This window comes from Chryseobacterium elymi, from assembly GCF_003385495.1.
In the GTDB taxonomy this organism is placed as follows: Bacteria; Bacteroidota; Bacteroidia; order Flavobacteriales; family Weeksellaceae; genus Chryseobacterium; species Chryseobacterium elymi.
Genome location: NZ_QNUH01000003.1, coordinates 241,297 through 261,407 on the forward strand (window position 1 = coordinate 241,297; position 20,111 = coordinate 261,407).

The window sequence follows — 20,111 nt, forward strand, 5'->3', positions numbered from 1 at the left end:
TCTTTAGTTGCCGCTTTACAAAAAAAACTATGTGGTATACAGCAATGGCAGAAGAACTTTATTTTATCAAAACCAATCCCAATATTGCCAAAATCAATTTGTACAATAAACTTTGCCGTGAGGAAGAAAATATCATAAACTTTCTTCAGGATGATGCCAAAGTAAGTCTTGAGATCATCAAAAATAAGGTAAAAAATTCTGTAGAAAATCTTTCTAAAGATGAGCTTTCAAGTATTTTCACATGGTTCAGCAGTGCCTATCCGACTGACCCGGAAGAAGTCAAAACCCAGCTTTTTATTCATGGACTTGACCTTTTTTATGAAATCCCGAAAGAAGAAAATGTAAAAACGTTTCAGGAAATGCTTTCAGGGTATGAAAAGTATTCCAAACAGAATCTGAATTTCATGGTAGATTCCCAGAATTTCAATCAATTCCTTGTTTATGGATTGTTTTACACAGATATTTCTTTAAAAGAGAAAGGGAACTGTACGGTTCTTTCACATTATTTAAAAGCTGATTATCCTTCACTCTATGCTCTGGCAGAGGATCAGTTTCAGAAGAACGGATCTCATCAGAATTACGATCCTGCTCTGCAGCGCTATTTCGGAGAACTTTACGACCTTACCAAATTTTACAAGGGATCAATTATTCAGCTTCACACCTTATAGCTCCGTTTTGTATTCAGTATAGTCATTGAGCTATAAATGTCTGAATAATTTTATGAATCTATCAATATGAGCAGAAAAGAAGAATTCCAGGTGATCTTTAAAGGCTTCCAGAAAAATAATATTTTTAGAAATAATGTTCCTGATTTTATCCTGAAAAGCCTCACTACTCAAATATTTATTATAGCTGACAACTGGATCATCCATAACAGCCTTGCTTTTAAACTCAATAAAGATGAAGCAGTCAATCATTACGTTGATCCAGATGGACCTGTTCCATTGCTTACCGAAGAACAGCAGAACCTTTATGAACAAAAATACATACTCGAATCATGATGATCAGAAAAGGTAATATCAACGATCTGACGGAGATGCGTAAACTTTTTACAGATACCATTACTTTTATCTGTAAAAATGACTACAATGGCGATCAGATCAATGCCTGGAAATCCGGAGCGGAAAATGAGGAAAGATGGCTCCAGGTAATGAACAGTCAGTTGGTGATCATAGCGAAAATTAATGGACAGATGGCAGGATTCTGTACTTTAGATCACGGAAATTATATTGATCTGTTTTTCGTTCACAAGGATTTTCAGCAACGGGGAGTTGCCCGGAAAATGTATACTTTTATAGAACAGGAAGCTATAATCCGAAAGGAGAAGACACTTACTGCTAATGTAAGCAAAACGGCTAGATTCTTCTTTGAAAAGATGGATTTCAAAGTAGTCCAAGAGCAAACCGTCCAGGTAAAAGGAATTGGACTTATCAACTATAAAATGGAAAAAGAACTGAATTAAAGAACTGCAGTATGCACCAATTACACCCCGAATATCATCAGCTAAAAATATCAGTTCCAAAAGAATTCGAAAACGTATTCACGCATTTTTACTACGCTAAAAACAATTCTTCACATCCTGTTACAAAAACTCTGCTCCCCTCCTACCAAACGATTATGCTGTTCTGCTTTGGAGAAAATGCTTTTATGACAACCCAGGAGCAAACCACTGTTGAAGTTAATCAGTGTATTGTTTTAGGGCCAGTACGCCAACCCATTGAATATACATTGCCGGCAGGAACTTCAATTCTTGTTGCCAATTTTAAGGATAATGCTTTTTACCGGTTCTTTGGACAAGCTGTGATTTCCAGCCAGGGAATACATCCTGGTAAGCTTTTGCAGGACAATTGTTTTACGGAACTCTGGCATCAGATCTCCGTTTTACCTTCTCCGGAAGAAAAAGTCAATTATATTCTACACTTCTGCAAGCCTTACCTTCAGGATCAGGATGAAATAATCAGGCTTTTAAGCAATTTCGCAGACCATGGACTGAACCCCATCAAAACCATTGCGGAACAGACCCGTCAGAGTGAAAGAAATATTCAGCTTAAACAGAAAGAACAGTTCGGATACTCTTCCAAAGAACTGGCACGTTACACTCGTTTTCTGAAAGCAATTATGATCATTGAAAAAGAACTGGAAAGCAACAAAAAGATTGAATGGTTCAGTATCATTGATGAATGCGGTTATTTCGATCAGAGCCAGCTTATCCACGATTTTAAACACTTTATTAATATTTCTCCATCCCAATATTTAAAATTTCAGAAAGATATCTGCCGCTCCGGTTCAGAATAACTCTATTTCGTTTTCTTACAATTTTTGCTGTTTTTGCTGTTCTACATTTGTCTCATAATTTAAATACTAAAAACAATGAGACATTTAATCATTTATGCCCATCCCAATGAAAAAAGCCTGAACAACCATCTGCTTCAAACTGTTATTGAAAATCTGGAGAGAGGCAATCACGAGATAGAAATAAGAGATCTGAACACAATAGGATTTGATCCTGTCTTCTCGTTGGAAGATATGCAGGGCCAGATGGCGGGAAAAGTTTCGGATGATATAAAGACGGAGCAGGATTATATTTCATGGGCAGAGCAGATTACCTTTATTTATCCGATCTGGTGGACCGGAATGCCGGCTATTATGAAAGGCTACATCGACCGTGTTTTCAGTTATGGTTTCGCTTACCGCTATGACCGGGGCGTACAGAAAGGGCTTTTGAAGGGCAAAAAAGCAGTGATCATCAATACCCACGGAAAATCCCATGAAGAGTATGAGAAGATGGGAATGGATAAAGCTCTTTCTCTTACCTCGGATAATGGAATTTTCCTGTACAGCGGTTTTGAAATCATCCAACACTTCTTTTTTGACAAAGCAGATAAAGCTTCTCCTGAAAAAGTGGAAATATGGAAAATGCAGATCCGAAGTACATATTCACAGTCGATTTTTAACCTTTAAATTTCTACGGATTACCTTTCTCGCTCACCGGCCTCGGAAGCTAGAGCGTTAAAAAAATTAAAATTTGATCCGTTAAAAAATTCCCACTATCTGAGTGCGGGCAGCATATCCAACTGAAACGGTTACAGCAAATCCGCACGAGTTTTGGGGATTTTAGGATCAAATTTTAATTTTTAGCGAAAGATTCCAGCCTTGAATTTTTGGTTCATTTTGTTTCAAGACAAAAGAACTCATGAAATAATAAATCATTAAATACGCATTATTTATAATAATTCTTTATTTTGCTTATGTGGGATTTATGGCATAGAATTGGCTTCAGAAGCGATAAATAAAATTGTTTTGAAACCTTTATTTTAGACCATTAAGATTGATAAACTGTTAAGAACAGTAAGTTTTTTGATAAATAGCTTAAACTGATATGGAACTTTACAGCAGATCTTAATGGTTTAAATATTGGAACCAATAACAAAAAAATTTTACATTTGTATTATTGATGAAACATTTAAACAGCATATTGCGTCTTCCTTTTTTCACTGAGTATTATTCCCCGGCGAACCGTTCGGGAAGACTTTCTATATCTGTGATTTAACAAGAATAACATAACGATATATAGAGCCCGGACAATGTGTCCGGGCTTTTTTTTGTTTTAAAACTAAATAAATATGATCAGTACACTACAAGAAAACGCAGCCATCATTCTTCCGGAAAACGGATTGGAACAGAAACTGAAACAGGCTGAAAAGGAAAACAGAAAATTAATTATCAAGCTGGGCTTTGATCCTACTGCTCCGGATTTGCATCTGGGACATGCTGTCGTGCTTAAAAAGCTGAAACAGTTCCAGGACCTGGGACATCAGATTGTGATTGTGGTTGGAAGCTTTACAGCCAGAATCGGTGATCCGACAGGAAAGAACAAAGCCCGGAAACCTTTAAGTGCTGAAGATGTTGAGCATAATGCACAAACGTATATCAATCAGCTCTCAAAGATTATTGATGTGGAAAAAACTAAAATTGTCTTTAATTCTGACTGGCTGAATGCTCTTAGTTTTCCGGAAGTCATTCAGCTGATGTCAAAGGTAACCGTAGCCCAACTGATGCACCGGAATGATTTCAATAAAAGGTTCACGGAAAACACTCCGATTGCGATGCATGAGCTTGTGTATCCTATCCTCCAGGGCTTCGATTCTGTACAGATTGAATGTGATATTGAGATGGGCGGAACGGACCAGCTTTTCAACTGTACCATGGGAAGACAGCTTCAGGAAGCCCACCAGATGCCGGCACAGACTGTAATGTGCATGCCTCTGCTTAAAGGTCTTGACGGCAAAGAAAAAATGAGCAAATCACTGAATAATATTATCGGGCTGACGGATGAACCGAATGAGATGTTTGGAAAAACCATGTCTATCCCGGATAGTCTTATTGATGAATTTATTGAGCTTACTTCTGATTTTTCTACCGAGGAAAAGGAAGATTTACAATTAAAATTACAAAACGGCGAAAACCCGATGAATATTAAGAAACTGATCGCTAAAAATATCATTACCCAATACCATGACCATACAGCAGCAGAGCTTGTAGAAGAATTTTTCAGCAGCCAGTTTCAAAGCAAGAATTCTGAAGAAAAAGTCTATGAACCTGTTTCTCTAGCTTCACTTCATCATAGAAAAAAGCTGATAACATTGGTAGAACTCTGCAGTCAGTTAAAAAGTGACCTAAGCAAATCGGCGGTCCGAAGAATGATCCAAAGCGGAGGCATTCAGATTAATCATATCAAAATAACGAACCCTGATGAAGAGATTGAATTACTTCCACAGACAAAAGTAAAAATCGGAAGAAGAGATTTTTTTGAACTCGTTTAAATCTTCCGATTCTTGAGGTAATTTTCAATATATTCGTTTCATTAAATAAAAATGATGAGCTATTTTATGGTCGATATTGAATCGGATGGCCCGATTCCCGGAGATTTTTCGATGATCTGCTTCGGAGCAGTTCTTGTGAATGAGGAACTGGATACTACGTTCTACGGAAAACTGAAACCTGTTTCAGAAAAATTCAATCCGGATGCTTTGGCTGTTTCCGGTTTCAGCAGGGAGGAAACGATGAGTTTTGATGATCCCGGGAAAGTCATGACAGAATTTGAAGAATGGATTAAAGAAAATTCTAAAGGAAGACCCATTTTCATCAGTGACAACAACGGTTTCGACTGGATGTTCATCTGCTGGTACTTTCATCATTTTACCGGGAAAAATCCTTTCGGTTATTCATCAAGAAGACTGTCTGATCTGTATTGCGGACTGGAAAAAGACACTTTCGCCCAGTGGAAACATCTCCGTAAAACAGAACACACGCATCATCCTGTAGACGATGCAAAAGGAAATGCCGAAGTTTTACTGTATATGAAAAAAGAAATGGGATTAAAGATCGCGCTAAAATAAGATCACCTTATTGCTCAAAACCGGATCTAAAAAACAACTTATGAACATGACGATCACCTATAGAAAAGCCTCAGAAAACGACATTGATTATCTTCTTGATTTAAGAACGAAAACCATGAATCCGCATTACACCGATTCCAGTCTCCCGACGGATAGAGAAACAACACTTCAGAGAATTCTTTATCAGTTTGAAAAAGCCAATATCATTCTTTTGAATAATGAACCTGTCGGATTATTAAAAATCAACAGAGCTGAGGATAAAACAGAAGTTCTGCAGCTTCAGATAGACCCTAGCCAACAAGGGAAAGGACTTGGAAAAATAATTTTAACAGATATTCTGAAGGAAGCATCCGCAGAAGAAAAAACAGTCTCATTAAGTGTCTTAAAAACCAATAAGGCCCAAAACTTATATAAAAGTTTAGGCTTTAAAGTTGTGGATGAGGATGAGCATTCTTATTTTATGGAATTTCAAGGTGGCTTTAGATTAGTTTAACCACAATAGCCTCAGAAGTTTTTAAACACTTAAGTTATTTTTAAGCTAAATACTTGGTGGATAAGAAGTACACATAAGTTCTCAAAAATCAAAGATTTTTATACTGGATAATATGCGCAAACATCCGTGAAAATCTGTATAATCCGTGGTTAAAAAATATCAACCACAAAAGTCACAAAAGATATTAAACACTTAAGTGATTTTTTAAGTTAAATACTTTGTGGATAAGAAGTATGCCTAAGTTTCTGAAAAATCGGTAGATTTTTTATGATTGATTGGCTAAAGTAACAAAGATGAGCCTCCCACCTTCTTCGGCAGACAAAAGTATTTTCTTGCCATCCGTAAGCTCTACCATAGATCCGGGTGGAATCTCTTTCTGTTCGGTAACATCTTTCATCGAAGTCAGACTCTGATTCACCAGCACCCATCTTCCTTCATGAAAAGTGAAATATCCTACCGGCATTTTATCCTGCATCGTAAGGTTTTCATTTCTGATCACTTTTCTTGAAACATGCCATTTGAATAAATACTGATTGTTGTACACCATCAATCGGTGGTTTTCAGGTTTCCAGACCTCATCATCAAATTTAAAATACAGATCCAAGACGGGAAGCGTTCCGCGGTGCGGCGTTCCGCAGAAAGGGCATTTCGGGTTGCTACTGTTGTCAAAAACATACCATTTTTCTGTACATTCCGGGTTGTGGCAGGGCTGAATCAGATCGGCGGTCTTTAGCAGGGCGGTTTCCCATTCATTGGCGGTGGGACGTCGAATTGGATCGTGAAGCCCGTCTATAAATGCTTTTTTAAACAGTTCGGAAAGATAAGGACCCGCAGCCGTAAAAGGAATTTTCTGAGGATCGCCCCAGAATGCGTCCCATTTTCTGAGGTGGTCAACTTTTACCTGATTGGACGGATCCTGGAAATGTTCTATGAATAAAGCTTTTTCACCCATAGAAATGATCTCATCTTTTTCAGAATCAAGATCCCATATCTTTCCTCCTCTCAAAGGATGTCTTCTGAACAGGTACATATAAATCAGCACCGCCAGTGCATGAAGATCTGTTTTCTGATTAGGCAGATGCCTTCCGGGATCCTGCATGCTCAGATGTTTGGTCTTTAAAACTTCAGGAGCAATAAAATCTGCCGTTCCGATGACTTCCGGCGGGAAGAGCTTTGGAACAACCAATCCGTCTATATCAATAATACAGGCAGATTTCGTCACTGGATCTATCAGAATATTGTTGTAGGAAAGATCGGAGTGTGCCAGTCCCATCTGGTGAAGCTTTTTCACCCCTCTGCTAATATTGATGGTGATCTGAAAATAGCTCAGCCAATCTCCGAGTTCAGAATGATCGAGCCGCAGCGGATATTGTTGATTCCTGAACATGGGAGCAGTGAACCATTTCCCAACCTTATCCTGACCCTTGATATTATCTGATCCGATGTATCCCTTCGCAAAGAAGAATTTTTTATGGTAAACAGGAACCACAATTCCTGTCAGCTTATTTTTTTCTACAATATCATACGGCCATCTGAATATTTCGTTCAGAAAATAATCCGATGAATTTCCGTTCTGTATATTTCCGAGATAAGTGGAAACAATCCTCATGATACGCTCTTTCTGTCCGGCATCCAGAGGATTTCGGTAAAAAGCTATCACATATTCTCTGTCCGGCGAAAAATAGACATCTTTCACTCCGCCCCGAATCGGGCTTTCATCTACGTATTCATAAGATTTTGCTGTATCTAGGATAGAAGCAACTTTAACGGTTTTTTTCATGTTTAATAGATTATGGCCAGTGTTCTGTCATCATGATTTCCCCGGCTCCAGAAATCGGTCCATGTCAGAAGCTGTTGATCAATATGGGTATCGTTAATAAAATCTACTTTCGCCCGGTCATCGTTGTTCCCGGCCAGATCATTAAAGAATGCTTTCCAGCTGTCAATATCTTCAAGCTTGTTTTCTGTCATGAATTTCGGGTCGTAAATACCATCCGTCATCAGTACGAGATAGGAAAAATCATTCACACAGGTTATTCCAAATCTTGAAACCATATCATCACTGAAGATCTCTTTCATCGTGATAAAACGGGTTCCGCCGCCAAATTCTCCTACATCCATTTGATTCAGAAGCATTACTTCAGAAAAATCAGGACTGATCAGGTTAATCGGGCAGTCTCCCACTCCAAAAGTGAGAATGACATAACCGAAATCAAACTTTTTTGTCAGCGCAAAAATCAGTGTTGTGTGGAAATCTTTTATCGAAAATGAATGTTCTGCTGCCGTTTGCTCCAAAATATCATAAACATGAAGAATGCCTTTATACAAAAGCTTTAAAACGTTTTCTCCAGCTTCGGACTGTATTTCTTTTGATGAATCAGAACTATTATAAACGATTTCAATATTTTGTTCGATTCTGTTTAAAATTTCTTCTGAATTGAAAAAACTGTTTACAGAAACGACTGCCAATCTTGAACCTTCTCTTGCCATAATTGCGGAGCCGGCTCCGTCAGCGACTGAAACAATGCCCCAACCTCCGGGAAGCTCGTTCACAGCAAAATCATCATCTCTGCATTTTCCTTCATGGGCATGTGAACGTCCTCTTTTTGAGACAACGGTAATTTTTTTATCCAGAAATTTCCCTTCGTAGGAGGTTTCATCAGGTTTATAGTAAATATCGTTGGTGTCGGATGGAATATTCTTCCAAAGGTCTTTCGGATCTGCATTCACGAATAAATGTACTTTTTTGATCTCCGTACTGTCTTCATCATGGGTATGATAGAATTCAATATCCAGATCATGGACACTGTTTACATACGGAATTCCGGATATTTTGTTGTTCTCGAAGATAAGTCCTGTCTCCCGGAGATTGGTGATATTTTTAATCTTTATATTCGGAAAGTCATCCATCTCAAAACGGTATTCATAAAACTGCTTTGAACTGGCATTTTTAAGCACCAGATGAACTTCTTTAAATTCTTCTATTTCTCTGTAAATAACAGCTTTTTCCATGGCTTTGTGTTGGGTTTTGGCAATAGGATTTCCTTCCGTTATCCAAGAGTTCTGTTAATATCAAATCCTTCGCTGGAAAACCCGTAATAATCCGAAGTTCCGCACCAGGGACATTTATTATAGCCTTCTCCTTTCAGACAGTGAATTCCACCGCAAGAACAGGTTGCTAATGCAACAGGATTGGCACAATGAGGGCATGATGTTCCTCCCTGGAGTTCTTCAATAGAAATTTTAAGATTATTTTTCTGGGAAGATGAAAGTCTCAAATATGCTTTTTCGTCAATTTTATAGGCTCCGTCCAGCCTGTAATATCTTGTAGACATTCCGGGTATGCTTGATTCGGCGAATGTTTTTTTAAACTTCATCAAATACAGCTTCTCAGTTTCTGAGCATTTTCCGTTTAAAACAACAAAATTATTGTCCGGAAACTTCTGCTCGAGTTCAGGGTCTACTTTTTCGAGAATAATAGAATCGATCTTGGAAAGATTAATTCCTTCTTTATTGGCTTCGGTAACACTCTGGCTGGTTGTTTTAATGGAATCCGTCACCCATTTGAAAAATTCTTTATAGGAATTTTCATCGGAATTATTGAACAGTAAAACATTGTCCGACAAAGCCCCAAGCAGCTTATAATTGGTATTTTCGCCTATCGAAACCGCAATCGTATTGGGTTTTCCATGGTATTTATTGTTCCATCTTTCGATAGCTTTTGTAGCATCATCGGTAGGAACACCGTCTGTAAAAAGAAAAACAATAGGTTTCCAGTCGCCTTTTCTTTCGTAAGTTGTCTTCACAATATCCCTGTCTATGCAGTCCATCATTTTAATAAGACCCTGAGACAGCGATGTACCGCTTCCAATTGGGATCTTTGGCGGATAAAAACTGATGATATCCTGAAGAGGAGTAATGACCTCAGCCTCTCCGGCAAAGCCTATAATGGAGATATAAACCGTTTCCAGTGAATACGGATCTTTTTTCAATTCTCTGATGATATTGGCAATACCTTCCTGTACCTGCTCAATAGGCTCTCCAACCATAGATTCGGAGACATCGACTAAAAAATAAATGGGCAGTCTTCTCATGATTTATAAAGACACGTAATTTAGATTATAATATTAAGTTCGGAAGGGGGTGGAGGCAGCGGTGTACTTTCTCCTGTTCCCTGTGATTTTCCTCCCATCGTGATGGATGAACTTACCCATTTGAAAAATGAGGAAAGCGTAATCGCATCTGTAGTATCCAGTTTTACCACGTGATCTGTAAGCTCCTTTAGGAACTGTTCGTCTGCTTTCGGACCTGCAGCGCAGCCTACAATAGCTCCAAATTCCAAACCTCTTATCACGGGGATCATCTGTCTGTATTTCTGGATATCGGAAGGTTTTCCGTCAGTAAATATGAACAGCAGCGGCCGCCAGTCTTCTTTTTCGTCCGAAGATCCTTTGACCAGTTCTTTCTTAACCAGTTCCGAAACCATCTCCAACGCCGCACCGGTATGAGTTGGCCCACTGTCCGGACAAGTAATCTCCATAGGGTAAAAACTGGCCAGATCCGTGAGCGGAATGATATTTTTAACCTCACGGTCAAAAGTGATGACACTAAGATGAAGACTGTCCATCGCCTGCGGATCTGCACGGAGCATGCTTATGAGCCCGTTAAATCCATTATTCAGTGCCTGGATAGGCTCTCCGTTCATAGAACCGGAAGTATCCAGTAAAAAATATGCTAATAATCTCCTGCTCATGGTAAGACAATATTAATTCTGAAGCCGGCAGCGGAAGTTGAAAACTTCCCTGCCGGCTTTAAGTTTGATAAAAATTCAGGTTTAGTTGCTGTAGGCATACTGTTTCAGGATCTCAATAAAATTATCGGTCTGATGTGGCTCTCCAATAGCACGGAACTTCCAGTCGCCATTGTGACGGTAGGCTTCAGCAAAAATCATTGCACATTTACCGTTCATACTTGCATCTCCTGAAAGGCTGTATTTTGTAATTTCTTTTCCTTTGGCATCTACGGCTCTGATAAAGGCATTCTCGATCATTCCAAAATGCTGATTATTTTGTTTTCCCTGGTAAATAGTCACCAGGAATAATATTTTCTGATAGCTTTCGTCAAGCTGGTCAAGTTTAACGATAATCTGCTCATCGTCTCCATCTCCGGCACCGGTTCTGTTATCTCCCGTCAGCCATATATTACCGCTTGGATGCTGCATGGAATTAAAGAAAACCACATCTCCCTGATACAAGGCGATCTGCCTTCCTTCATTGGTCTGTACCGTTTTTCCAAGATTGGCCACTTTGCCGTTTCCGTCTAAAAGAAATGCAACGGCATCAAGATCATACTCCGCTTCTTTACTGAACAGTTTCCCAAAGAAGCCACCCTGTTTCCTTACATCCCATCCTAAACCGATCGTTACTTTTGAAAGGTCGTAAACACTTTCGCCACGGTCATTTTTTCTTAAATCAATCGTCTGACCTTTCTGTAAATTAATTGCCATAGTTATCGTTTTTTGTGTATTTGAAAATATAATTATTTTATGATCTGCCCTTTATAGTATTTCTCAAGGAAGAAAGCCAAGTCTGCTCTGTAGCCTATTCCTGAGGCTTCGAATTTCCAGCTTCCGTTTCTTTTGTACAGTCTTCCGAATTCTACTCCGGTTTCAATCGAAAAATCTTCGTCCAGCTCATATTTTGCGATTTCCTGATTGGTACTGTTATCTACAATTCTGATGTATGAGTTTCTTACCTGTCCGAAGTTTTGTTTTCTTCTTTCAAAATCTTCGATGGTCACTACAAAAAGAATTTCTTCAGCTTTCGGATCTACTTTTTCAAGATCTACAATAATCGCCTCATCATCGTCTCCGTCACTGTTTTTACCGCTCGGATCATCGCCTGTGTGGGTCAGTGCACCATCGGGAGACTGAAGGTTATTATAAAAAACAAAACATTCTTCATTGATTAATTTTCTGTCGGAGTCAATCATGATGGCAGAAGCATCCAGATCGAAATCGAAGCCTGTTCCTTCATTCGGATCCCAGCCCAGTCCTATCGTCATTTTTGTAAGCCCTATCTCGATCTTCTGTCCTTTCTGTAAATTAATTGCCATAGTGTTTTAGATTATTAATTATTTTTTGTTTAAGATAAATGTGATTTGTGGATTGACCAAATTTATTGATAAAAAAATGAATGACCTGCGGTAATGATTCATATTAATAGGGTTTTAACATAAAAAAAGCCCAATTGTAAAATTGGGGCTGTATTATTAAAAGTTACAGTTGAACTTAATTTTCAAATTCTTTTTCAGAAACTGCTTTTTCTCTTGCTTTAGCCAACATCGGAATAGAAATAAGTCCCATCACCAGCATAATCGTGATCTGCAACGGAAGTGAAATAAATGAATAGGTCAATCCCATTTCACCACCTAATTCCGCACTTTTCCCCATTGAGATAAATAAAGCCATAAATCCATACTTCATAGCCAGATTAAATGCACCAATTCCGCCACTGGCAGGAACGATCATTCCCAAGGTACCGACAACGATAATGAAAAAGCCGTCCGCAATAGTAAAATCAGAGGTTTCAGGAAGCGCAAAACACACAAGATAAGCTGCAAAGTAATAGCAAACCCATATTCCTATAGTATAAAGGATGAATTTTCCTTTTTCTTTCAATTTAAATATTGTTGCTAATCCTTCGAAAATTCCGTCAATAAAATTCACAATCTTTCCCAGGAAGGGAACATTGGACAATCTCTTCTTAAATACAAAGAATGCAATTGTTCCTACAGCCAAGACCGAAATAATAAGTACTATCTTATTAGGATTAATGTTAACACCTGAATTTTCATAGAAAGACAGAATAGCTTCATATTTAAACAACAGTGTCAGCCCCAGAAATCCAAGCATACAGATAAGATCCACTACTCTTTCCAGGATAATTGTTCCGAAAGACTTGTCAACAGGAACTTTTTCTACCCCATACAAAGCAGTAGCCCTTGCTACTTCACCGCTTCTCGGAATGGTAAGATTCATCAGGTATCCGAAAGATATAGACCACAATGAATTTGAGTTAGATATTTTATGCCCCATCGGCTCCAGCATCAGATTCCAGCGTATCGCCCTGAACCAGTAAGCCAGAATACCAAATACGGAAGCAAACAGGACCCACAGATAGTTAGCTTTCGCCAATGATGCCTTAATTACTTTAAAATCAAGTCCTTTTAAGGCAAGCCATAAAAAAAAGCCTGCAAAAGCAAGCGATATTACTATTGTTAGTATTGATTTTAAAGGATTCTTTGATTGTTTCTCCATGGATCAGGTCAGAAGGTTTGTTTTTTCATCCGGGAAAACAATTTTCGGCTGGAATTCTTTTGCTTCTTCGGGTGTCATCTGCGCATAAGCGATAATGATAATGATATCATCTCTCTGTACTTTTCTTGCAGCAGGTCCGTTTAAGCATACTTCGCCAGATTTTCTTTTCCCTTTGATAACATAGGTATCAAAACGTTCTCCATTATTCACATTAACGATATAGACTCTTTCTCCCACTACCAGACCGGCAGCTTCTATAAGATCTTCGTCGATCGTTATACTCCCAATATAATTAAGGTCTGAGGCCGTAACCCGTACCCTATGGATCTTAGACTTGAAAACTTCTATTAACATTCTGCAAATTTATTAATAAAAATTAATAAATCAGGCTTTTGAAATCATTTTAAAACTCCCATAAACCCGGTCATTTAATTTTGTACTACACAAGCTTTCAGGCTATTGTTTATAAAATCAACAAACATATCGGTAAAAATATTAATTCTTTATACATAATTTAGGATTTAATAAATACAGGAAATAATATTGTTTTTTTGCTAAAGTCAATACTCATAAGCATTTGGCATGATTTTAGTGAGCGGTAACGTAGATTTTACGTGAAAAGTCAAATTATCATATTTTAACTGTTTTCATCAAAAAGTAAAAAAATTTTATAACTTTTAATAAAATAATTGCACAATTAGAAAATAGTATTATATTTGCTATAATTACGAACTAACTTAATATTAAAAATTATGAACAAGTCTGAATTAATCGACGCAATCGCAAAAGATGCAGGAATCACTAAAGTTGCAGCTAAAGCTGCTTTAGAATCATTCATTGGTAACGTAACTACTACTCTGAAGAAAAAAGACGGAAAAGTTTCTTTAGTAGGATTCGGTACTTTCTCAGTAGCTGAGAGAGCTGCCAGACAAGGGATCAACCCTGCAACTAAAAAACCGATCAAAATTGCTGCTAAAAAAGTTGCTAAATTCAAAGCAGGAGCTGATTTATCCAATGCAGTTTCTGGTGCTAAGAAAAAATAATCATTCAGATTAAAAATTCAAAGGCCGTTTCCTAAAGAAATGGTCTTTTTTTTGGATATAAATGGCTTTTGGGACCTTCCCATCCAGAAAATATTAAAGCAAAAAAAGAGGTGATTCTGATTCTTTAAATTTTGGCTAAAGCCATTCCAATGTTTATAAATTGAAAGCGGGCTAAAGCCCGCTCCTATTGAATTTTAAATGATATTTTTCAAGATTAAAGAGATCAGGAACGTTCTTTGAATAAAGACTACCAAATTCTGATAAATCTATCAAAAACTCCCATCCTCCGGCATCCACCCTCTAACTTCTAATCTCTAATTTCTAGCTTCTAATTCCTATGGTGCCAGTCGGGAAATCTTCCAGTCAAGGTCTTCCAGCTGATAAATAATCCTGTCATGAAGGCGGTTGGGTCTTCCCTGCCAGAATTCAATTTCGTAGGGTTTTGCAATATATCCGCCCCAGTTAGAAGGTCTTGGGACCTCACCGGTTTCATATTCTTTTTCCAGTGCTTTTAACTTTTCTTCCAGAAACTCCCTGTTCGGAATTGCCTGACTTTGGGGGGAAGCGACCGCTCCGAGCTGACTTCCTTTAGGCCTTGAATGGAAATATCCATCACTCAGGTTTTCTGCAATCCTTTCAAGGTCTGCTTTAATAATGATCTGCCTTTCGAGATTCGGCCAAAAGAAACTAAGACAGGCCTTATGATTCTTTTCTATTGCTTTTCCTTTTCTGCTGGTATAGTTGGTATAGAAAATAAATCCTTCATAAGTATATTCCTTAAGCAGCACCATTCTGGTCCTCGGACATCCATCTTCCTCTAAAGTAGAAACAGCCATGGCATTAGCTTCTGAGACCACCGGACTATTGCTGGCTTCAAGAAACCAGTCTCTAAACTGTTCAATGGGATTTTGTTTTATCTCACTTTCAATAAGTTGGGATTTCTCATACACTTTTCTCTTGTCGTGCAGGTTTTCCATAAATATTTTTTATTAAATTTGAGTATGAATTACTCATACAAAGGTAAAATATTAATTTCCACACCTGACATTTCCGGCGATATTTTTTCGAGATCGGTAGTGCTGATCGTTGAGCATAACGAAAGCGGGGCATTTGGTTTGATATTGAACAAAAAAAACAGCCAGATGAGTAGTAAGTTCAAAAACTTTTTTGATTTCAAAATAGAGGTTTATGACGGCGGCCCTGTGGAAAACGACAAGGTCTTTTTTATCGTTAAAGAAAAGAAGGTTACTGACGTCTATTCTGAGATCAGCAAAGGATTTTATATCACGGAAGACATTGAAAGCATTATCGCTGCTGTCCTTAATAAGGAATTAAGCATCAATGATGTGAAAATTTTCTCCGGGTACTCAGGATGGGCAGCTGGGCAGCTGGATGATGAGGTTCAGAGAAAGATGTGGACTGTGGTAGATATTTATAATTTAGACTATACGCTTCCCAATGATCAGACCTTGTGGAAGTCGATTATGCAGAATCTTGGCGGGGAATATCTGCTTTGGGCCAATTCACCTGAAGACATTTCTCTTAACTAACTGATTTTCTACCTGATACATTCTAAAAACATTAACAAATTTTAAGATTATGTTAACTAATTTTAAAGAAAGAATTTCCGTTATTTGAAAAACCAAAAATCACTGACATGAAAGGAATCAAACTACTTACTTTATCAGTCTTTTCTGCTTCATTTTTATCCTTTACTCCTATCAATAAAAAATATATCGTTATAGATGCCGGACACGGTGGAAATGATATGGGAACAGTCTATGGGAAATTCTCAGAGAAAGAAATTACTATAAATATTGCCAAAGAGATCAGGAAACTAAATGAAAATCAGGATCAGTATGAAGTGGTACTAACCAGGGATTCTGATACTTATCCTACTCTTCAGGAGAGAACTGATATGATCAACAAGCTGAATCCTGAAATGGTTATTTCTCTTCATATAAATAACAGTCCTCACAAAGAAACTACGAAACAAGGGACTGAAGTGTATATTCAGAATACAGATGGTTCAAAAAAACTTGCTGAAAAAATTTCCAAGAAATTTAATGTTGCTAAAATTGAGGAACGTAATCTCCATATGCTGAGAGAAGCAAAAGCTCCTGCGGTATTGGTAGAACTTGGATTTATCAATAATACTAAAGACAGAGAATATATTACCAGCGAAAACGGACAAAAAGAAATCGCTCAAAAATTCACAGAGATCATTCGTGAATACTAAATAAAGAAACAATTTCTGATTTATTCAGAATAAAACCCGGTAAAGGACTTGGGTACTTTGTTGTTTACCGGGTTTGTCAATTTTAAAAACTATTCTTCCAGCTTTCCACCATTTCTATAAAACGGGAGCTTTCAAAAGTCTTATTTCTTATTTTACCTACAGAAAATATGCCTTTCTCATCGGAGATCATTAAAATCTCTTCAGCTTTTTGCGATTCAAAAGCAATTATCTCATGCTCCTGGATATCTGCAAGGTTATTTTTATGTAAGAAAGTCACGAAGTTTTCCATCAAAGGAGAGATGTATGCACCTTCGGACTGCCTGGCAACTTTGATCACATTTCCTTCTAAAAATAATAAATTCCCGGAAGTTGTACGCGCGATTCTCTTGTTAGGATTAAGCAGGATGACATCATCCAAATCATTTTCTTCTGCATAAATGCCTCCGTAAATATTTTCCGGACAATGAACCCTGATATTGCTCAATAAATTATTGTTTACATTGATTTCCTTGATAAGATCCATTTCCAGCGGTCTCTGATGAACTGTTAGTATATCATCCGATTCTGTTACTTCATAAAAATAAGATACGGAAGATTTTGAAACGGTCACCGCATCATTATTTCTGAAAACCTGAAAATTGATAATTCCATTTTTTATTCCTCTGCCATCGATAAGATCTTTATGAAAAAGGCTTTGGAAAAATTCCAGGGTATAGGTAAGCGGAATATTCATTCTCATTTTCCTCATGGAGGCCATTAAGAAGAAATAGCACTCTTCATCCATGATCAATCCTCCGCTTCTCACGAAGAAAGAAACCTTCACTGCGTCGCCCAAAAGGAACGCTCTGTTCTTTACATTTAATCCGTCTGATGTAAAATATTGATTTTCCAATTTTTGAAGTGATTTATTTATAAAAAAATAATGAACGATAAATCGTTCATCAGTTTTACCATTCAATAGTGTACTGCTTATGCCGCACCTAATTTTATTCTAAGGTTTTCTATAAGATTTTCCCAATACAGTGCATTTTCTTCTTCATCACCCTCTTCACAGAAATCTGTAATATTTAAAGCCAAATCTTCAGTGATATCATCTATTGTGATAGTCATTTCAAAGAAATTCTTAGTTCCCTCATCTTCTTCCCATCTGAAACGAACGAAACCTTCAGGCTTATATCTAATCAAAGTGGCCTTTTCAGCAGGTCCTCCTCCCCAGCTAAAAAAGAAATCATCGCCTTTCTCTGTTACCTCATCCGCAAACCATTCAGATAACCCCTCTGCAGTTGCCAGATATTCGTATAAAATCTCTGATAAACAATGCATTGGATATTCGTAATGGACTTTATGTTTCGCCATATAATCTTTGTTTTTATCGTCCCGCAATATATAAATTAATTTTTTTATTACACTAAAAAGCAGTTATTTTTTTAAAGAATCTTCATGATATTTATCACAGCTTTTAAATCTTTCCTGAATATAGTTTTCAGTCCAAAAACTACCATGTAGCACATAAAAAATCTCTCCATTTTGGAGAGATTTATCTTCTATTTTTCATTTAAAACATCCAGAATGATCTGGCATCCTTGTCTGATTTCGTCCATCGAAATGGTAAGTGGTGGCGAGATTCTCATATACTCATTTCTATAGAGCTGCCAGAATACAATAAGGCCCTTTTCCATACACTTTTTGGCAGCTTCAAGGGTATATTCCGGTGTTCCGAGGTTCACAGCGAGCATTAAGCCTTTTCCGTTGATATTTTTGATCTTCGGATGTACAAGAAGTTCTCTGAACAGTTTTTCTTTTTCTAAGGTTTCATCCATCAGACTGCTTTCTAAAACTTCTTTCAATGTAGCGTGGCTGGCGGCTGCAATCAGAGGATTGCCTCCAAATGTTGTAATATGTCCCAACTTTGGTGAGTGTGACAGGGTTTCCATAATTTCCCTGGAGCTCATAAAAGCACCTACTGGTACTCCGCCACCCATTCCTTTCCCCATAACAAGGATATCGGGAACAATTCCGAAATGCTCGAAAGAGAATAATTTACCGGTTCTGCCAAATCCTGGCTGGATTTCATCAAGAATAAGGAGTGCTCCTACTTCTTCACATCTTTTTTTAAGATTAATCAGGTAATTGTCTTCTGGGACTAAGAATCCTGCCGCTCCCTGAATTGTTTCAAGGATCACACAGGCTGTTTTCTCTGTAATTTTATCAAAGTCATTTTCATTGTTGAATTCTATGAAGCTTACCATTGGCAGCAGCGGACGGAATTCTCTTTTATGGGTTTCGTTTCCGGACACACTCAATGCGCCGTGCGTGTTACCGTGATATGAATTTTTAAAGGAAACAATTTCTTCTCTTCCTGTATAACGCTTAGCCAGCTTAAGACTTCCGTCAATAGCTTCTGCCCCACTGTTTACCAGATAGGTAATTTCCAGGGGATCGGGGGTAGCTTCTGCAAGAAGTTTGCACAATGCTACAGGTTTTTCCTGTGCATATTCTCCATACACCATTACGTGCAGGTATTTGTCTGCCTGCTCCTTGATGGCTTCCACCACTTTAGGATGTGAATGCCCTAAAGTATTGGCAGAAACGCCTGCCACGAAATCCAGATATTTTTTTCCATCTGTTCCGTAGATATAACTTCCTTCTGCTTTTTCAACTTCAAAACCTGCTGCAAACTTTGTGGTCTGTGCCTGATATATAAAAAAGTCTTTATGCATTTCCATTTCGCAAAAATTTTCAGCAAAGCTAAAAAAGATTCATCACATGCAGAAATTATAAGTCTTAATAAAAAAATTACCCTTAAGATTGTAAGGGTAATTTTAAAAATATACACAGTTATTACAATACTTTTTCGACTGTTACATAACTGTTGTTGATTACATTATAAGCAGTTGTTCCCCCGACTTCAGAAATAGCTTCTAAAGTAATATACTGTCCCTGAACCGCATACACTGAAAAATCCAGGCTGATTTTTCTGACCGTGCCATCAAAATTCACCGCATTTTCCAGAAGCTGGAATCTTTTAGCATCATTAACATATAAACTTGCTCCTAATCTGCTGCTAAATGTACCCGCAGCTCCAGTAAAATTCAGACTTACATTAATTCTGTACAACCCGCTTTGACGGATATAAAGCCTGTTTAGATCTGCACCTGTTGTCGGAACATTTGTTTTAAGCTTTAACGGATCTGCTAAAAAATTAGGCTTGTCAATTAAGGAATTAATAGGCAACATTACAGAACCTGAAGTCGTATTGACAGGATTTATCGTAAACCTGGAAATATTATCAGATTCAATTTCAAAGGCTTTGCTCCACACAAGTCCGTCGAATACCATTACCTGGCCTGTACTTTTCACAAATATGAGCATACCTCTTAAAACTTCTATCCTTGTGGCAGGAGCATTTATCCCGGTATAGGGCAAGTCGGTGTCGGTTTCCACAGCGGGTAAACCAAAACCTTTAACTCCGGTCGCTTCATTTACATTTGTTATATACATCATTACCTGATCGTTACCATTAGCATTAGAATCAGGGTTGGGTATGTTTGTAAAATTAACTTGCGCACTGTAAATGCTTAATGAAAACAAAAACAGGCAGAATATATATTTTTTCATC

General features: G+C 37.7%; 24 protein-coding genes. 11 read left to right on the top strand and 13 right to left on the bottom strand.

The genetic code is table 11. The features are described from left to right. The first annotated feature begins 29 nt into the window (after nucleotides 1-29). The 8 genes from DRF60_RS05020 (at nucleotide 30) to DRF60_RS05055 (ending at nucleotide 5,892) form a co-directional block, all read left to right on the top strand. On the top strand, nucleotides 30-668 hold the full coding sequence (locus DRF60_RS05020) for a hypothetical protein (RefSeq protein WP_238640038.1): 639 nt from the start codon (nucleotides 30-32) through the stop codon (nucleotides 666-668). Nucleotides 669-734: 66 nt separating this feature from the next. Beyond that, complete coding sequence (locus DRF60_RS05025; RefSeq protein ID WP_116011010.1) at nucleotides 735-1,001, top strand: hypothetical protein; 267 nt, start codon at nucleotides 735-737, stop codon at nucleotides 999-1,001. Continuing rightward, on the top strand, nucleotides 998-1,462 hold the full coding sequence (locus DRF60_RS05030) for a GNAT family N-acetyltransferase (RefSeq protein WP_116011011.1): 465 nt from the start codon (nucleotides 998-1,000) through the stop codon (nucleotides 1,460-1,462). The genes DRF60_RS05025 and DRF60_RS05030 overlap by 4 nt, the downstream gene beginning before the upstream one ends. An 11-nt stretch (nucleotides 1,463-1,473) precedes the next feature. Continuing rightward, the gene (locus DRF60_RS05035; protein ID WP_116011012.1) at nucleotides 1,474-2,295 is read left to right on the top strand and encodes an AraC family transcriptional regulator; all 822 of its coding nucleotides are present in this window, start codon (nucleotides 1,474-1,476) and stop codon (nucleotides 2,293-2,295) included. A 75-nt stretch (nucleotides 2,296-2,370) separates the two neighbouring features. Next, complete coding sequence (locus DRF60_RS05040) at nucleotides 2,371-2,961, top strand: NAD(P)H-dependent oxidoreductase (protein WP_116011013.1); 591 nt, start codon at nucleotides 2,371-2,373, stop codon at nucleotides 2,959-2,961. Nucleotides 2,962-3,623: 662 nt separating this feature from the next. Then, nucleotides 3,624-4,823 (top strand): tyrosine--tRNA ligase, encoded by a 1,200-nt coding sequence (gene tyrS / locus DRF60_RS05045; RefSeq protein WP_116011014.1) that lies wholly within the window; start codon nucleotides 3,624-3,626, stop codon nucleotides 4,821-4,823. A 51-nt stretch (nucleotides 4,824-4,874) separates the two neighbouring features. Next, a complete protein-coding gene (locus DRF60_RS05050; protein WP_238640040.1) occupies nucleotides 4,875-5,399 on the top strand; it encodes a 3'-5' exoribonuclease domain-containing protein in 525 nt (174 codons plus the stop codon). A gap of 40 nt (nucleotides 5,400-5,439) precedes the next feature. Continuing rightward, nucleotides 5,440-5,892 carry a GNAT family N-acetyltransferase gene (locus tag DRF60_RS05055; RefSeq protein WP_116011015.1) on the top strand — a complete coding sequence of 151 codons (453 nt, stop codon included), beginning with the start codon at nucleotides 5,440-5,442 and terminating at the stop codon, nucleotides 5,890-5,892. A 265-nt stretch (nucleotides 5,893-6,157) separates the two neighbouring features. Here the strand turns inward: DRF60_RS05055 and DRF60_RS05060 are convergent, their stop codons facing one another. The 8 genes from DRF60_RS05060 to panD form a co-directional block, all read right to left on the bottom strand. Beyond that, on the bottom strand, nucleotides 6,158-7,672 hold the full coding sequence (locus DRF60_RS05060; protein WP_116011016.1) for a helix-hairpin-helix domain-containing protein: 1,515 nt from the start codon (nucleotides 7,670-7,672) through the stop codon (nucleotides 6,158-6,160). A 2-nt stretch (nucleotides 7,673-7,674) separates the two neighbouring features. Then, the gene (locus DRF60_RS05065) at nucleotides 7,675-8,904 is read right to left on the bottom strand and encodes a PP2C family serine/threonine-protein phosphatase (protein ID WP_116011017.1); all 1,230 of its coding nucleotides are present in this window, start codon (nucleotides 8,902-8,904) and stop codon (nucleotides 7,675-7,677) included. A 38-nt stretch (nucleotides 8,905-8,942) separates the two neighbouring features. Continuing rightward, complete coding sequence (locus DRF60_RS05070) at nucleotides 8,943-9,986, bottom strand: TerY-C metal binding domain-containing protein (RefSeq protein WP_116011018.1); 1,044 nt, start codon at nucleotides 9,984-9,986, stop codon at nucleotides 8,943-8,945. Nucleotides 9,987-10,006: 20 nt separating this feature from the next. Further along, nucleotides 10,007-10,645, bottom strand: coding sequence for a vWA domain-containing protein (locus DRF60_RS05075; RefSeq protein WP_116011019.1), 639 nt, complete (start codon nucleotides 10,643-10,645; stop codon nucleotides 10,007-10,009). An 81-nt stretch (nucleotides 10,646-10,726) separates the two neighbouring features. Then, complete coding sequence (locus DRF60_RS05080) at nucleotides 10,727-11,398, bottom strand: TerD family protein (protein WP_116011020.1); 672 nt, start codon at nucleotides 11,396-11,398, stop codon at nucleotides 10,727-10,729. A 32-nt stretch (nucleotides 11,399-11,430) separates the two neighbouring features. Beyond that, entirely contained in the window at nucleotides 11,431-12,006 is a 576-nt protein-coding gene (locus DRF60_RS05085) for a TerD family protein (RefSeq protein ID WP_111956392.1), read from the bottom strand. Between the two features lie 175 nt (nucleotides 12,007-12,181). Then, nucleotides 12,182-13,210, bottom strand: coding sequence for a lysylphosphatidylglycerol synthase transmembrane domain-containing protein (locus tag DRF60_RS05090; RefSeq protein ID WP_116011021.1), 1,029 nt, complete (start codon nucleotides 13,208-13,210; stop codon nucleotides 12,182-12,184). Nucleotides 13,211-13,213: 3 nt separating this feature from the next. Continuing rightward, nucleotides 13,214-13,564 (bottom strand): aspartate 1-decarboxylase, encoded by a 351-nt coding sequence (gene panD / locus DRF60_RS05095; protein ID WP_116011022.1) that lies wholly within the window; start codon nucleotides 13,562-13,564, stop codon nucleotides 13,214-13,216. A gap of 398 nt (nucleotides 13,565-13,962) precedes the next feature. On the opposite strand from panD, the gene DRF60_RS05100 reads away from it, so the two are divergent. Beyond that, nucleotides 13,963-14,253: an HU family DNA-binding protein gene (locus DRF60_RS05100; protein WP_002976900.1), complete on the top strand. Its 291-nt coding sequence runs from the start codon at nucleotides 13,963-13,965 to the stop codon at nucleotides 14,251-14,253. Nucleotides 14,254-14,588: 335 nt separating this feature from the next. On the opposite strand, the gene pdxH is transcribed toward DRF60_RS05100, so the two are convergent. Further along, nucleotides 14,589-15,230 carry a pyridoxamine 5'-phosphate oxidase gene (gene pdxH / locus DRF60_RS05105; RefSeq protein ID WP_116011023.1) on the bottom strand — a complete coding sequence of 214 codons (642 nt, stop codon included), beginning with the start codon at nucleotides 15,228-15,230 and terminating at the stop codon, nucleotides 14,589-14,591. 24 nt (nucleotides 15,231-15,254) lie between these two features. Between pdxH and DRF60_RS05110 the strand changes: the two genes are divergently transcribed. Continuing rightward, nucleotides 15,255-15,803, top strand: a complete 549-nt coding sequence (locus DRF60_RS05110) for a YqgE/AlgH family protein (protein WP_116011024.1) — start codon at nucleotides 15,255-15,257, stop codon at nucleotides 15,801-15,803. A 107-nt stretch (nucleotides 15,804-15,910) separates the two neighbouring features. After that, entirely contained in the window at nucleotides 15,911-16,492 is a 582-nt protein-coding gene (locus DRF60_RS05115; RefSeq protein ID WP_116011025.1) for an N-acetylmuramoyl-L-alanine amidase family protein, read from the top strand. A gap of 82 nt (nucleotides 16,493-16,574) precedes the next feature. On the opposite strand, the gene DRF60_RS05120 is transcribed toward DRF60_RS05115, so the two are convergent. The 4 genes from DRF60_RS05120 to DRF60_RS05135 all read right to left on the bottom strand — a co-directional run bounded on the left by DRF60_RS05120 (nucleotide 16,575) and on the right by DRF60_RS05135 (nucleotide 20,110). After that, nucleotides 16,575-17,384, bottom strand: a complete 810-nt coding sequence (locus DRF60_RS05120) for an aminotransferase class IV (RefSeq protein WP_116011026.1) — start codon at nucleotides 17,382-17,384, stop codon at nucleotides 16,575-16,577. A gap of 77 nt (nucleotides 17,385-17,461) precedes the next feature. Next, nucleotides 17,462-17,848, bottom strand: coding sequence for an START-like domain-containing protein (locus tag DRF60_RS05125; RefSeq protein ID WP_116011027.1), 387 nt, complete (start codon nucleotides 17,846-17,848; stop codon nucleotides 17,462-17,464). A 188-nt stretch (nucleotides 17,849-18,036) separates the two neighbouring features. Next, on the bottom strand, nucleotides 18,037-19,212 hold the full coding sequence (locus DRF60_RS05130) for an aspartate aminotransferase family protein (RefSeq protein WP_116011094.1): 1,176 nt from the start codon (nucleotides 19,210-19,212) through the stop codon (nucleotides 18,037-18,039). 121 nt (nucleotides 19,213-19,333) lie between these two features. Beyond that, complete coding sequence (locus DRF60_RS05135; RefSeq protein WP_116011028.1) at nucleotides 19,334-20,110, bottom strand: hypothetical protein; 777 nt, start codon at nucleotides 20,108-20,110, stop codon at nucleotides 19,334-19,336. Between the last annotated feature and the right edge of the window lies 1 nt (nucleotide 20,111).

What these genes read in the sequence shown, in the direction of transcription:
- DRF60_RS05020 (WP_238640038.1), top strand. Translation starts at nt 30, where the DNA reads ATGTGGTATACAGCAATGGCAGAAGAACTTTATTTTATCAAAACCAAT.
- DRF60_RS05025 (WP_116011010.1), top strand. Translation starts at nt 735, where the DNA reads ATGAGCAGAAAAGAAGAATTCCAGGTGATCTTTAAAGGCTTCCAGAAA.
- DRF60_RS05030 (WP_116011011.1), top strand. Translation starts at nt 998, where the DNA reads ATGATGATCAGAAAAGGTAATATCAACGATCTGACGGAGATGCGTAAA.
- DRF60_RS05035 (WP_116011012.1), top strand. Translation starts at nt 1,474, where the DNA reads ATGCACCAATTACACCCCGAATATCATCAGCTAAAAATATCAGTTCCA.
- DRF60_RS05040 (WP_116011013.1), top strand. Translation starts at nt 2,371, where the DNA reads ATGAGACATTTAATCATTTATGCCCATCCCAATGAAAAAAGCCTGAAC.
- tyrS (WP_116011014.1), top strand. Translation starts at nt 3,624, where the DNA reads ATGATCAGTACACTACAAGAAAACGCAGCCATCATTCTTCCGGAAAAC.
- DRF60_RS05050 (WP_238640040.1), top strand. Translation starts at nt 4,875, where the DNA reads ATGATGAGCTATTTTATGGTCGATATTGAATCGGATGGCCCGATTCCC.
- DRF60_RS05055 (WP_116011015.1), top strand. Translation starts at nt 5,440, where the DNA reads ATGAACATGACGATCACCTATAGAAAAGCCTCAGAAAACGACATTGAT.
- DRF60_RS05060 (WP_116011016.1), bottom strand. Translation starts at nt 7,672, where the DNA reads ATGAAAAAAACCGTTAAAGTTGCTTCTATCCTAGATACAGCAAAATCT.
- DRF60_RS05065 (WP_116011017.1), bottom strand. Translation starts at nt 8,904, where the DNA reads ATGGAAAAAGCTGTTATTTACAGAGAAATAGAAGAATTTAAAGAAGTT.
- DRF60_RS05070 (WP_116011018.1), bottom strand. Translation starts at nt 9,986, where the DNA reads ATGAGAAGACTGCCCATTTATTTTTTAGTCGATGTCTCCGAATCTATG.
- DRF60_RS05075 (WP_116011019.1), bottom strand. Translation starts at nt 10,645, where the DNA reads ATGAGCAGGAGATTATTAGCATATTTTTTACTGGATACTTCCGGTTCT.
- DRF60_RS05080 (WP_116011020.1), bottom strand. Translation starts at nt 11,398, where the DNA reads ATGGCAATTAATTTACAGAAAGGTCAGACGATTGATTTAAGAAAAAAT.
- DRF60_RS05085 (WP_111956392.1), bottom strand. Translation starts at nt 12,006, where the DNA reads ATGGCAATTAATTTACAGAAAGGACAGAAGATCGAGATAGGGCTTACA.
- DRF60_RS05090 (WP_116011021.1), bottom strand. Translation starts at nt 13,210, where the DNA reads ATGGAGAAACAATCAAAGAATCCTTTAAAATCAATACTAACAATAGTA.
- panD (WP_116011022.1), bottom strand. Translation starts at nt 13,564, where the DNA reads ATGTTAATAGAAGTTTTCAAGTCTAAGATCCATAGGGTACGGGTTACG.
- DRF60_RS05100 (WP_002976900.1), top strand. Translation starts at nt 13,963, where the DNA reads ATGAACAAGTCTGAATTAATCGACGCAATCGCAAAAGATGCAGGAATC.
- pdxH (WP_116011023.1), bottom strand. Translation starts at nt 15,230, where the DNA reads ATGGAAAACCTGCACGACAAGAGAAAAGTGTATGAGAAATCCCAACTT.
- DRF60_RS05110 (WP_116011024.1), top strand. Translation starts at nt 15,255, where the DNA reads ATGAATTACTCATACAAAGGTAAAATATTAATTTCCACACCTGACATT.
- DRF60_RS05115 (WP_116011025.1), top strand. Translation starts at nt 15,911, where the DNA reads ATGAAAGGAATCAAACTACTTACTTTATCAGTCTTTTCTGCTTCATTT.
- DRF60_RS05125 (WP_116011027.1), bottom strand. Translation starts at nt 17,848, where the DNA reads ATGGCGAAACATAAAGTCCATTACGAATATCCAATGCATTGTTTATCA.
- DRF60_RS05130 (WP_116011094.1), bottom strand. Translation starts at nt 19,212, where the DNA reads ATGCATAAAGACTTTTTTATATATCAGGCACAGACCACAAAGTTTGCA.
- DRF60_RS05135 (WP_116011028.1), bottom strand. Translation starts at nt 20,110, where the DNA reads ATGAAAAAATATATATTCTGCCTGTTTTTGTTTTCATTAAGCATTTAC.